The organism is Veillonella sp. S13054-11 (genome assembly GCF_002959795.1).
Taxonomy (GTDB): Bacteria; Bacillota; Negativicutes; order Veillonellales; family Veillonellaceae; genus Veillonella; species Veillonella parvula_E.
On record NZ_PPCY01000001.1, the window covers coordinates 87,641 to 100,714 of the forward strand.

Here is a 13,074-nt window from a genome sequence, read left to right on the forward strand (position 1 = left end):
ATTAGATAACAAAAAGCAGCTATCTCTGTTAGAGTAGCTGCTTTTTTGCGTGGGATTAACCCATATATATTTAGTTTTGAGCCACATAGTCCAAAGCTCTAACTGGACTATCAGATTTCTTTGTTGGTACTTTTAAAACCGTACCAGGTACAAGAGCACCAGAATCACTAATATTGTTAAGTTCCTTCATGGTATATACCATTTCACGAACATCCATATCTTTATGAGCTGTACGTGCTGCAATATCCCACATTGTATCGCCTACTTGAACCTTTACTTCACGTACATTATGTGTATTTACCTCTGTTGCAGGATTTGACATATTATAACCAAATAATACTGTTAAGCACATTCCTACCATCATCAATATATTTTTCATCTCATACCTCACATTTATATCGAACATAATATCTGAGAACATTTGTTTGTTTACATGCTTATAATAGCACACGAACGAATGTTCGGTCAAGTGTTTTAGAACAAATGTTTGCAAAAAATTTTAAAATTGCCTATAATAGGTATATAAGTTAAGTAAATATCTTATATTTTTATTATATAGTACATTATGTGGTAATTTTTACTCATAGATATATTGATACTATTTTGACCTTAGATTGGCTTTGGAGGTTTATCATGAGACGCCCTGCTACAGATATCAATACAAAACAGCGCCGTATATTAGAATTTATAAAAGATTCATTACATAATGAATATCGTTGTCCTACAGTTCGTGAAATCTGTACACATGTAGGGCTAAGTTCTACTTCCACCGTTCAATCTCACTTAAATACTTTAGAAAAATTTGGTTATATTAAACGTGATCCCAATAAAAATCGTGCTATTACTGTATTAGAAGATACTAAACCTTCTATTTCAGTAGCCGGTAATGAAACGTCTAGCTCTGATAACTTTGAGTTTTTAGGTGCTGGACTTAAACAAGTACCTCTTATCGGCACTGTACAAGCAGGTATGCCTATTACTGCAGTAGAAAACCTAGAGTCCACGCTTACATTGCCAGTTCAATTGACTGGTGATTCTGACTGTTTCTTATTACGTGTTCAAGGCGAATCTATGATGAATATAGGTATGTATGAAGGTGATATGCTCATCGTGCGGCATCAAAATACTGCTAATAACGGCGATGTTGTTGTTGCTCGTATTGATGATGAAGCTACAGTAAAACGTTTTTATAAAGAAAATGGTCACATTCGTTTGCAACCTGAAAATGATGACTTTGATCCAATCATTGTAGATGATTGTCATATTGAGGGCCTTGTAATCGGTCTTGTACGAGATAGAATATAAGCAACAAAAAAACGGCAACATATTGTTGCCGTTTTTTTGTTGCATGTAAAAAGTTTATTTTTAATGTAAACTATTTTCTCTCCGTAGAGTAGCAAAAATAGCACCTGATATATTATGCCATACACTAAAAATAGCCCCTACTAGCGTTGCTAATGGATTTAATGCAAAATTTGTTGCTGCCAATGTTACGGCTAAACCACTATTTTGCATTCCTACCTCTATTGCTAGCGCTGTAGTTTTATCATATCTTAATTTAAGCAGTGCTCCTACACCTAATCCTAGTAGTAGACCTAGTATATTATGTATACCAACAACAATAAGTGTTTCAAGCCCAGAAATCAATAGTTTATCTTTGTTGATAGCAATAATGGCTGCTATTAACAGTATAATAGCAATCATTGAGAAAATCGGACTAATGCTGGTTAAAGTATTGATATGTGATTTACATACATATTGGATTACTGCGCCCAATAAGATTGGCACAATAATAACTTTTACCATAGTAATCATCATAGGTAGAACTTGAACATCTACCCATGCGCCACCGATATATAAGATTAATAATGGTGTAACTATGGGAGCTATTAATGTTGAAGTAATTGTCATTCCTACAGATAAAGGGACATCACCATTGGCAATATAGGTTATAACATTACTGGCTGTTCCACCAGGACAACAACCTACTAATATTACACCAATAACAATATCTGGTGATAATGTGAATATATGGCAAATTCCCCAAGCTAATAGAGGCATTATCGTATATTGTGCAAGTACACCAATACAAATATCTTTTGGATGCCTAAGGATACTACATAAGCTTTCAAACTTAATAGTAAGCCCCATTCCAAACATGGCTATACCAAGTAAAAAAGGTGTATAAGCGATTGCCCAAGTAAAGTATTCTGGTACTATATAGGCAATGCATGAAAAGCCGAGGATTATAAAAATCAAGTATTTGGAAAGAACGTTGTTGAGTGTAAGTAAATGATTCATAACCTCTCTCCTTATTTTGGATCGTATGAGAAGTTATCAATAAGTCGTGTAGGACCAATATATATGGCCATAGCCACTAATACTGGAGCAGTAACCTCTTGTACAGGTTGCATAGTCTTAGCATCAACAACTGAAATATAATCTATTTTAGCAAGCGGTTCGGTTTGTATAGTGTCTGTCATAGTATCAATGATACATTTAGCAGAGCAACCATATTGTATAGTTTGTTTTCCCAATTGAATAGCTTTATACAATATGGTAGCGGCTTTCCGTTCTTCACTAGACAAATATGTATTACGCGAAGATTTTGCTAAACCATCTTTTTCACGAACAATGGGAACACCAATAATATTGACAGGAAAATTTAAATCAAAGACCATTTTACGTATAATGGCTAATTGCTGTGCATCTTTTTCACCAAAATACGCATTTGTTGGTTGAGTAATATTAAAGAATTTTGCCACCACAGTGCAAACGCCTTTAAAGTGAATTGGTCTGCGAATACCACACAATGTATCAGATAAATCCGCAATGTTTACAAATGCCTTTTTATCTTGGTACATTTCCTCCGGATTTGGAGCAAAAATAAGATCGACACCATGTGATTCACATAACTTTTTATCACTATTAATATCACGAGGGTAAGTACTCAAGTCTTCATTTTCTCCAAATTGAATAGGATTTACAAATATAGAGACAATGACCTTATCGTTATTTTTTCTAGCTTGATCAATTAATGCAGCATGTCCTTCATGTAAGAATCCCATGGTTGGTACAAAACCAATTGTGTAACCTTCTTTTCTCCAGCTATTTACTATATTCCGTACATTTTCGATAGTTGTTATAAATTCCATTATATTCCTCCGTTATATTGTAAATACGAAGATAGTCTCCTATACAGTCTACTGTAATTCGATCAATGACAATTATTTTTGATCAACTAATAAACCATGTTTCTCATAGTTTTTTATATGACTTATCTTGTTATTGTTATCTACAAATACAACGAGAGGATTATGGCTCTCAACTTCGTTTTCATAAAGCTGTGCATAACACATGATAATTATCTTATCATGTACTTGCACATGTCGTGCAGCAGCACCATTTAAACATATAACACCACTACCTGCTTCTCCGGCAATAGTATATGTACTAAAACGTGCTCCATTATTAATATTTACAATTTGAACTTGTTCATATTCTCGTATTCCGGATGCATTCAATAAATCTGTATCAATTGTAATACTCCCTACATAATCAAGCTCTGCTTGTGTCACAGTAGCTCTGTGAATTTTACCTTTTAACATTGTTAGTATCATGCTAAACTCCTTGTGTTTTAAATGTACCCGCCATATTGGTCGGTTCGAACTTTCACAATTTATCTGTTTATCATGAATTAACAGTAGACTAGAGTATAGTTAAAAATACTATCTCCAGAGAAATTATACCATAATTATAAATTTTTACATTAAAATACAATTAATATAATACAAATAATGTCACTCTAATCAAAAATAACAGTAAGATTGTAGTGTAAAATAAAAACCAGTAGCTACAATGTAGTTACTGGTTTTTATTTTATACTGATATTTTATTTTAGATATTCTGCTAATGCTTTATCAATATATGCTGCTTCATCAGCCGTTGGTTCACACATTGGTAAATTAAATTTTCCCACAGGCAAGCCAATTTTACGGGCTGCATATTTGACAGGAATCGGATTTGTGGTGATGAACATTGCTTTTATGATTTCTGATAAGGCTTGATGAATACGAATCGCTTCGTGGTTATGACCAGATTCATAAGCTTGAATCATAGCATTCATATCTTTGCCTGCTACATGAGATACTACGGATACTACCCCACACCCCCCAATAGAAAGCATCGGTAATGTAAGACCATCATCCCCACTATATACCATGAAATCATCTCTAGGCATTAAGCGCTTAATTTCAGAAGCAATCATCAAATTACCACTTGCCTCTTTAATCGCACAAATATGTGGATATTCGTTATGTAGTTGAACTAAGGTAGTTGGGAAAATACCTGTCCCCACACGACTTGGAACATTATACACCATGATTGGCAATGTAGTAGCTTCTGCAATAGTTTTAAAATGCAAATATTGACCTTGCTGGTTAGGTTTATTGTAATAAGGTACTACAACTAGCAAACCATCGATACCATCGATTTTAGAGACTTCCTTTACAAAGTCTGCAGAAGCTTTTGTATCGTTACTGCCTACATTGGCAATAATCGAACCTTTATGTCCACATTCTTTTGCAATCGCATTAAATAGAGCTAATTTTTCGTCTCTAGACATAGTTGGGTTTTCACCCGTTGTACCACAAACTACAAGACCATCAGAGCCATTATCTAACAGATAATTGGCGATATCAATACAATTTTCAATATTTACGGATCCATCACTATTAAAGGATGTCACCATAGCTGTTAACACTCGACCAAAGGTTTTCATATATATCCTCCCCTTGATAGATTAAAATGCTTGTTTTTCCACCAAGTACTCAGCAATTTGCAACGCATTAAGAGCTGCACCTTTACGAATTTGGTCCCCTACAATCCAGAAGTTCATACCGTTGTCATTGTATAAGTCTTTACGAATACGACCTATTTCACAGTCGTTTTGATTAGATGTATACAATGGCATAGGGTAAATTTGTTCAGCAGGATTATCTTTAACTTGTAAACCAGGGAATTTTTCACATGCCGCTTTGAAAGCCTCTACAGATACCGGTTCTGCTGTTTCTACCAAGACAGATTCAGAATGGGAGCGATATACAGGAACACGAACTGTAGTTGGAACTACTTGAATAGTTTCGTCATGAAGAATTTTTTGTGTTTCGTAAACCATCTTCATTTCTTCTTTAGTATAATCGTTTTCTAAAAACACATCAATTTGTGGCAATAAGTTGAAAGCTACAGGATAGTGTTTAGGAGCAGAGCCTGTTGGTAATAGATTTGCTGTCATCTCTTTGCCTGCAGTATATTGTTTTACTTGATTTTCAAGTTCTTCAATACCTTCTTTACCTGCACCAGATACAGCTTGGTATGTGCTTACAATTACGCGTCTAATAGGAGAAATATCATGAAGAGGTTTTAAACCTAAGCTCATAATGATTGTAGAGCAGTTAGGATTTGCAATGATACCTTTATGTTTTAAAATATCTTCTGGGTTAACTTCTGGTACTACAAGTGGAACTTCAGGATCCATACGGAATGCACTAGAGTTATCAATTACAATAGCACCGCGTTTAGCGGCTTCAGGCGCTAATGTTTTAGATATAGAGCCACCTGCAAATAATGCAATATCAATATTATCAAAAGATTCAGGTTTTGCTTCTTCTACAATATATGTTTTACCATTCACAGTAAGTTCTGTACCTGCAGAACGAGCGGAAGCTAATAGTTTTAAGTTTTCATAAGGAAAGTTACGTTCTTCAATAAGTGTAATAAATTCAGCACCTACTGCACCAGTAGCACCTAGAATAGCAACATTAGGTTTTTTCATTGATACATCTCCTTGTACAAATATTATAAATAATGTTCTAAACCGTATGTTAAGCCAGTTTTAGAACTAATTTTTTTACATGCTAATACTACGCCTGGCATAAAAGATAAACGGCTTAAGCTATCATGACGTATAGTTAATGTTTCATCATAACCACCAAATAATACTTCTTGATGAGCCACATAACCTGGAAGGCGTACACTATGAATTGTTACATCGTCAACCTTAGCACCACGAGCACCTGGTAAGCTTTCTCGAGTCAAATCCTCATCAGCAGTTACCTTAGCAGCTTGTTTAGCATCGTTAATCAATTTAGCTGTTAAAATAGCTGTGCCAGAAGGCGCATCGTATTTGTGATTATGATGTAATTCTATAATTTCTACATTAGGGAAATATGGAGCGAGCTCTGCAGACACTTTCATCATCATTACCGCCCCAAGAGAAAAGTTTGGAGCCACTAAGCAATTCGCTTGATTGGAACGACCAATTGCATCAAGTTCATCTCGTTGTTCTGCGGTCAATCCTGTAGTACCGATGACTACATGGATACCAGCGGATAACATTTTCTTTGCGTTTTCATAAATAACAGCTGGATTAGTGAAATCTACAATGACATCAGGTTTATTTGTATCTAATACCTCATCGATGGAGGCATTCATCTTGATACCTAATTGTTCGATTCCTGCTACGGAGCCTACATCTTCCCCTGCCTTAGTTGGATCAATACCACCAACTAATGTTAATTCAGGATCATTATGTACTGCTTTAACTACTTCACGACCCATTTTGCCGCCAGCGCCATTTACCATTACTCGAATCATATATACCTCCAAAAAAGCCAGTGGATGCATCCACTGGCCTTATAGATTATATAACTATATATACTCTTACGAAAAGCTCAATGATAGCACTCCACCAATACAGGATTGATGACAGTTGTCTATCTATTAAATAGACAACCAGAACGATGAGTCGCAATCATCGAACTTCGGCAAGCATCCCTTTTATCATGGATCAATGCATGCCTACTCCTCATGATTACTCTTAATACTCGCACCTCTATCAACATATTCATTTAATACTATTAGTATAAGTAATTATGCGATTTTAGTCAATTAAAATGGTCAATAAGTTCTTTCGCCGCTGCAAGTGCTGTAGCAGACATTCCCTTACCAGACATCATAGACGCAATTTGTGTTACTCGTTCTTCCTCATTTAAAACTGCTAATGTAGAAATTGTACGATCATTTTGCTCGATTTTAGATAGATGATAGTGTTGTTTCGCAATACTTGCTGTTTGAGGCAGATGAGTAATGCAAAATACTTGATTGGTTTTAGATAAATTAAGTATTTTCTCTGCCACCTTAAGTGCTATATCACCACTGATACCGACGTCAATTTCGTCAAATACCATCGTTTTAAAAGCGTCACTGCGGAATACTGATTTAAAGGCTAATGCAATGCGAGCTAACTCACCGCCAGATGCTACTTTATGTAGAGGTAATAACTGTTCCCCTTTATTCGCAGAGAATAACATTTCAATAGACTTTGCACCTAATGAGGATAACTCAGTCCCCTCTTCAATATGAAATTGAATATCCCCTTTGGGCATCCCTAGATCCACTAATTCTTGATGTAAGGCCGTAGCAATATCTTTTGCATTTTTTTGACGTACCTCGTGTAAAACTGTTAACGCTTCTTCTGCTACCTTTTTTGCTTCTTCAAGACGAGTTTCTAATTCATCTTGAGCAAATACAAGGCCTTCTAGTTCTTCTAAACGAGATTGCGCCTTTTCTTCGTATGCTAGAATATCTTCTACGGTTTCACCATATTTTTTCTTTAAGCTATAAATTGTGGTATCTCTGTCTTGGCAATACTTATAACGCTCTTCATCGTAGCTGATAGTATCCCTGTAACGATCTAAAGATTGTGCAGCTTCTTCTAATTGGAAATAAGCAGAGTCCACCATTTCTGAGACATCTTTTAACTCGCTGTCATATTTTACTAGATCATTAACCTCTACCTTAATCGAGTTAATCGTATCAAGTAATGGTTGACGTCCATTATAAAAGGCATCATAACAAGAACCTAAAACCTTATCGATATGTTCAAAACTGTCAAGACGCTTAAGTTCTTCTGCAATAGTTACATCTTCACCAACACTCAGACCAGCATCTTCAATTTCGTCGATTTGGTATCTAAGCATATCAAGCTCCCGGGCTCGCTCAGACATATTTTCTTGTAAATGATCTACATCTTGTTTTGCTTGCTTATACATTTTATACGCATCAGTATAAGCTTTATAGGCTTCTTTTCCTTCTTTATTAAAAGTATCTAAATATTCATGATGTGTATCAGCGTCTAGTAAACGTTGGTTGCTATATTGTCCGTGAATATCTGCTAAGTATTGACCAATCTCCTTTAAAGCTTTTAAAGGTATTGGTTGATCATTAGCCAATATACTAGATTTGCCATTACGGTTAAAGGATCTAGATAGAATTAACTGGCCTTCTTCTATCATGATATTTTTAGACTCTAATAGGTCTTGAATACTTTGGTGATTAGCAATATCAAATATTCCATCAATAACAAAACTATCTTTACCGTGACGAATAAACTCGCTACTTGCGCGTTCTCCTAATAGGATACTAAAGGCATCCATAAGAATGGATTTCCCTGCCCCAGTTTCGCCGGTAAAGATAGTAATGCCATCATTAAATGAAATATTCATTTGCTCAATCAACGCAAAGTTGCGAATGCTCATTTGCGTTAACATATTATTAGTCCTTCATTAAATCTTGAATTTTCGCTAAAATTGCTGGAACTTCAGCGTCGGATTTTGCAATTAACAAAATAGTATCGTCCCCTGCTAATGTACCAATAATTTCAGTCCATTTTGCATGGTCGATAGAAAATGCTACAGATTGAGCAGAACCAGGGATTGTATGTAATACAACTTGGTTTAAACTGTGATCAACCTTAATCAAAGAATCTTGGAATAGTCGGTTAATACGACTACGAGATAAAACTACATTTTCCTCTGGAGATAATGCATAACGATAATGTCCATCGCCTGTAGGAATTTTGATTAACATTAATTCCTTAATATCACGAGAAACTGTAGCTTGTGTAACTTCAATACCTTCTTCTAGTAAAGCCGCAGCTAATTCCTCTTGTGTTTCAATCGCCTTGGACTGCACGATCTCTTTAATTTTGTTATAGCGATAGCGTTTCATTTTGAACTCCCTTTTTTAAACCTTGCACATAAAAGAGAATAGTATCTTTCTGATAATATTATACCATATATTCATAATTAATATATGGTATAAATCGCATATATTATACGTCTTATGCATATTATATTAATATTTAAAATATTGTTAATATTCTATATATTGATAACGTGCAAATTCATAGCTCATAAGGTTCATCTATTTATAGGGAATTAATAATTTAAAAATAAAAAAATATACATGTATAATTAAAATCCCCTATAAAGGGGGTTTTACTAACTGAGTATGAGTTTTATTCATAATGAATAAAGATATATTTCGTTTTATCGTTTTTGCAATATAAATAACTCAGGTGGATTATGTATTTGGTTCATCGGATGCCAATGACATACATTATATATTTTCTGATCTAAATCTGATAAATACGATTTAAGAGACTGCATTTCTTCAAATCCCTCTGTTGTTCCAGGGTAAGCAACTATTGTAATAACTCCAGACTTGGAAAGTTTGTGTAAACCTTCATTTATGGCATCAATGGTTTGATGCGGTTTTGTTACAACTTGGTGATCTCCTCCAGGTAAATATCCTAGGTTAAAAATCATTAAATCAATAACTTCATCCTTTAATTGATGAGCTACCGCTAAATCATGAGAGTCATGAATAAACGTTAAACTCACTTCTGGCGCAATATCATTTGATTGTAAAAGCTCCTTGCTAGTTTTAATAGCTTTCATTTGAATATCAATTCCATATAGATGGCATGCTTTTTGTGCCCGTTTAGAAAGGTATAAAAGATCATGGCCATTACCACATGTAGCATCTACTACCACTTTGGCATTTTCCATACATCTATCCCAGATTAAATGTTGGAATTGAACAGCATTGTTAATGTTAATCAAAAAACCACCCCACTTGAGATTTGGTTATAACAATTCATCTCGACGAGATGCTAACTTTTTAAATAGTGTACCAAAGAAACATTGATCCTTGAATCGTACAAATAAACAATATACAGGGTTAGAGCTTATATGTAAGGTTTCTTTATTTGTAAAAGTATAGTCAAATGTACCATCAATACAAATATGTAATTGTGGTTCTCTTTCCGGCATTGTAATTTGAATCGTATCATGTTCCTCTAAAACAAGGCTTACACCTTGAATTAAATGTGGTGCTACTGGGGTGACAATGATAGATCGATTATCTGGTTTCATGATTGGACCACCAGCCGATAGATTATAGCCGGTAGAACCTGTAGCAGAGGAAATAATTAAACCATCCGATGGATACATTTGCGTATGTTGATTATTTATGGACATATTAATTCGAGCCATTTTAGCCGGTTCAGCACGAGTGATAACAATTTCGTTAATGATAGGAACTAGTTCTTCCTCTTTACCCTCATGACGTTCGATATAAGCATATAAATGTCCGCGCTTTTCAATATTATAATCACCATTAGCAATACGTTTAATATGACTTTGCATTTGATGAATTTCAATTTGATTTAAAAAACCTAGTTCGCCAAGATTAATACCACAAACAGGTACATTATATGGATAAATTTGTCTTGCAAGATGGATGATGGTACCATCACCACCAAAACTAAAGGCAATATCTATTTGTTTGAAGATTTCTGGGCGACTTAAAATATGAGTTTCAGGAATCTTAAGTACTCGTGCAGGTGCATCTGATTCGAGATCATCTGGCAAAAATACTTCGATACCTTCATCTTTACAAATATGTGCAGCCATTTTTAAAACTGCCATAATATTGCTTTTCCCCATATTGGGGAAGAATCCGATACGCATAGTAATCTCCTATAATGAATGGGCTTCTGCAACCACTGTATCAATCAAAGTATCATCAATGGTTAAGGCCCCTTCTTCGTACTTTTTAAAATAACCTAAAAACTCTATATTACCTTCCATACCTTTAATTGGTGAGAAAGTTAAGCCATGTGTATACAATCCACAATCATACGCAACATGTAGAATACGATGTAATACTTCTTTATGGATTTCACTATCTCGCACTATACCGCCCTTACCAACATTTTCTTTACCAGCCTCAAATTGTGGTTTTATTAAGGCCACAAGTGAGCCCGTATCTTTTAATAAATTAGTAGCTACTGGTAAAACTTTGTCTAAAGAAATAAATGCTACATCAATAGAAATAAAATCAACAAGTTCACCTATTTGTTCAGCAGTAACAGTACGGATATTTTGCTTCTCCATATTAATTACACGTGAATCTTGGCGTAATTTCCAAGCTAATTGATTATATCCTACATCGATGGCAAAGACCTTAGACGCACCGTTTTGTAATGCGCAATCTGAAAAACCACCTGTACTAGCTCCTATATCAATCATCACAGCCCCATGTAAATCGATAGGGTAAGTTTGAATAGCCTTTTCTAATTTAAGTCCTCCACGGCTTACATAAGGTAAAGTATTGCCTTTTACAATAATATTAGCATCCGCAGGAATCTTGGTGCCTGCTTTATCTATGCGCGTAGTATCCATAAATATAAGGCCCGCCATAATAGCTGCTTTTGCTTTTTCTCTACTTTCAAAAAGGCCTCGATTAACGAGGAGTATATCTAATCGTTCTTTATTGTTCATATTACACCATGATAAATACAATAAAACTGAATAAAGGCCACGAGAATACCGAGAATTAAACCACCAAATACTTCGATAGGTGTATGTCCCAACAACTCTTTTAATGCTTCTTTACGTGTAATGACAACAGGTATATTTTTTTTTGTAAAATAATCTACAATTTGATTAAGTATTTGAGCTTGTCGTCCTGCCTCTAATCGTACACCAGACGCATCATACATAACAATAATTGAAAATACTAAGGATAATATAAATAGATCCGTTACACCATTTTTAAGGTAAATCGCTGTTGTTGTAGCAATTACAAATGATGTATGTGAACTTGGAAAACCACCAGATCCAACAAGGCGTTCTGGACGGAATTTACCATGTTTTAAGAGTTGCCATACAAATTTGATAGCTTGAGCCGTAAACCAGCCCCAAAATGCAGCTTGTGCGATATAATTATGTGCTATTTGTGGTAATATATCAATCATTGTTTATACCTTCTACAGGTAATACCCATTAATTCGTACGTTCTAAAAGATAATCAATTAATGCTGATAGTATAGTTGTATCATAAGAAACCAAATTTAACGCATCATGAGCTTGGCTACCTACTAAGTAGGATTGATGTTTTGCTTGCTCTAAACCTAGTAAAGATACATAGGTAGATTTATGTTGGCGAATATCACTACCGGGTGTTTTCCCTAATTCTTCAATAGTACCGGTTACATCTAAAATATCATCAGTAATTTGGAATAATAATCCCAGGCAATTAGAATATTCCATAAGGGCTGTTCGCGTAGTATTATTAGCACTTCCAAGAATAAGACCTAATTCTACAGAAGCGTTAAATAGTGCACCTGTTTTACCAGTATGTAAAACCTTTAATTCTTCTAAAGGAATATGTTTATCTTCACTGAGCAAATCAAAGGCTTGTCCCCCAACCATACCTTCTGGACCAGCAGCAGTAGCAACACATTGTATAGCATCTAGTTTTTGCTGTGCACTAGCAACTGTATTTGAAGTCATCAATTGAAAGGCATATGTTAATAACCCATCACCGGCTAAAATAGCAAGTCCCTCACCGTATACTTTGTGATTGGTCAAATTACCTCTGCGATAATCATCATTATCCATAGCTGGTAAATCATCATGAACTAATGAATACGTATGGATACACTCCATAGCACATAGAAATTCCTTATAATCAGCTGGCTCTTTATGAAGCATTTCCAACACAGCCTTAGTTAAAATAGGTCGTATTCGTTTGCCACCTTGCATTAAACTATAATTCATAGATTCATAAAGTTGTTCAAATTCTTGATTTGGGCTATTAAGTACTTCGCCTAACCATTGTTCAATATTTTGTTTGCTAGATGCTAAATAATCTTTGAACATAGAA

At 34.9% G+C, this 13,074-nt stretch carries 15 protein-coding genes and 1 riboswitch; of the genes, 1 reads left to right on the top strand and 14 read right to left on the bottom strand.

The features are described from left to right. Positions 1–70 precede the first annotated feature (70 nt). Positions 71–379 carry a LysM domain-containing protein gene (locus VPHSUH08_RS00380; RefSeq protein WP_105086501.1) on the bottom strand — a complete coding sequence of 103 codons (309 nt, stop codon included), beginning with the start codon at positions 377–379 and terminating at the stop codon, positions 71–73. A gap of 254 nt (positions 380–633) precedes the next feature. Between VPHSUH08_RS00380 and lexA the strand changes: the two genes are divergently transcribed. Next, positions 634–1,305: a transcriptional repressor LexA gene (lexA, locus tag VPHSUH08_RS00385; protein ID WP_008600953.1), complete on the top strand. Its 672-nt coding sequence runs from the start codon at positions 634–636 to the stop codon at positions 1,303–1,305. A gap of 60 nt (positions 1,306–1,365) precedes the next feature. Here the strand turns inward: lexA and VPHSUH08_RS00390 are convergent, their stop codons facing one another. From VPHSUH08_RS00390 to VPHSUH08_RS00450, 13 genes are all read right to left on the bottom strand, one after another. After that, entirely contained in the window at positions 1,366–2,301 is a 936-nt protein-coding gene (locus tag VPHSUH08_RS00390; protein ID WP_008713926.1) for a bile acid:sodium symporter family protein, read from the bottom strand. Between the two features lie 11 nt (positions 2,302–2,312). Continuing rightward, positions 2,313–3,155 (bottom strand): pantoate--beta-alanine ligase, encoded by an 843-nt coding sequence (gene panC / locus VPHSUH08_RS00395; protein ID WP_105086502.1) that lies wholly within the window; start codon positions 3,153–3,155, stop codon positions 2,313–2,315. A gap of 72 nt (positions 3,156–3,227) precedes the next feature. Continuing rightward, positions 3,228–3,620 carry an aspartate 1-decarboxylase gene (gene panD / locus VPHSUH08_RS00400; protein ID WP_101928273.1) on the bottom strand — a complete coding sequence of 131 codons (393 nt, stop codon included), beginning with the start codon at positions 3,618–3,620 and terminating at the stop codon, positions 3,228–3,230. Between the two features lie 272 nt (positions 3,621–3,892). Then, the gene (dapA, locus tag VPHSUH08_RS00405; RefSeq protein ID WP_105086503.1) at positions 3,893–4,780 is read right to left on the bottom strand and encodes a 4-hydroxy-tetrahydrodipicolinate synthase; all 888 of its coding nucleotides are present in this window, start codon (positions 4,778–4,780) and stop codon (positions 3,893–3,895) included. Positions 4,781–4,801: 21 nt separating this feature from the next. Then, on the bottom strand, positions 4,802–5,833 hold the full coding sequence (locus tag VPHSUH08_RS00410) for an aspartate-semialdehyde dehydrogenase (protein WP_105086504.1): 1,032 nt from the start codon (positions 5,831–5,833) through the stop codon (positions 4,802–4,804). 23 nt (positions 5,834–5,856) lie between these two features. Further along, on the bottom strand, positions 5,857–6,654 hold the full coding sequence (gene dapB / locus VPHSUH08_RS00415) for a 4-hydroxy-tetrahydrodipicolinate reductase (protein WP_105086505.1): 798 nt from the start codon (positions 6,652–6,654) through the stop codon (positions 5,857–5,859). Between the two features lie 76 nt (positions 6,655–6,730). Beyond that, positions 6,731–6,903, bottom strand: a riboswitch (Lysine riboswitch). A gap of 41 nt (positions 6,904–6,944) precedes the next feature. Further along, positions 6,945–8,609, bottom strand: a complete 1,665-nt coding sequence (recN, locus tag VPHSUH08_RS00420) for a DNA repair protein RecN (protein ID WP_105086506.1) — start codon at positions 8,607–8,609, stop codon at positions 6,945–6,947. A gap of 4 nt (positions 8,610–8,613) precedes the next feature. Continuing rightward, a complete protein-coding gene (gene argR, locus VPHSUH08_RS00425) occupies positions 8,614–9,069 on the bottom strand; it encodes an arginine repressor (RefSeq protein WP_105086507.1) in 456 nt (151 codons plus the stop codon). Positions 9,070–9,389: 320 nt separating this feature from the next. After that, positions 9,390–9,965: a class I SAM-dependent methyltransferase gene (locus tag VPHSUH08_RS00430; protein WP_004695822.1), complete on the bottom strand. Its 576-nt coding sequence runs from the start codon at positions 9,963–9,965 to the stop codon at positions 9,390–9,392. A 24-nt stretch (positions 9,966–9,989) separates the two neighbouring features. After that, positions 9,990–10,874, bottom strand: coding sequence for an NAD(+)/NADH kinase (locus VPHSUH08_RS00435; RefSeq protein WP_024061669.1), 885 nt, complete (start codon positions 10,872–10,874; stop codon positions 9,990–9,992). A 9-nt stretch (positions 10,875–10,883) separates the two neighbouring features. Next, positions 10,884–11,687: a TlyA family RNA methyltransferase gene (locus VPHSUH08_RS00440; protein WP_105086508.1), complete on the bottom strand. Its 804-nt coding sequence runs from the start codon at positions 11,685–11,687 to the stop codon at positions 10,884–10,886. Continuing rightward, positions 11,684–12,163, bottom strand: coding sequence for a divergent PAP2 family protein (locus tag VPHSUH08_RS00445; RefSeq protein WP_105086509.1), 480 nt, complete (start codon positions 12,161–12,163; stop codon positions 11,684–11,686). The genes VPHSUH08_RS00440 and VPHSUH08_RS00445 overlap by 4 nt, the downstream gene beginning before the upstream one ends. A 28-nt stretch (positions 12,164–12,191) precedes the next feature. Beyond that, positions 12,192–13,070, bottom strand: coding sequence for a polyprenyl synthetase family protein (locus VPHSUH08_RS00450; protein ID WP_105086510.1), 879 nt, complete (start codon positions 13,068–13,070; stop codon positions 12,192–12,194). Between the last annotated feature and the right edge of the window lie 4 nt (positions 13,071–13,074).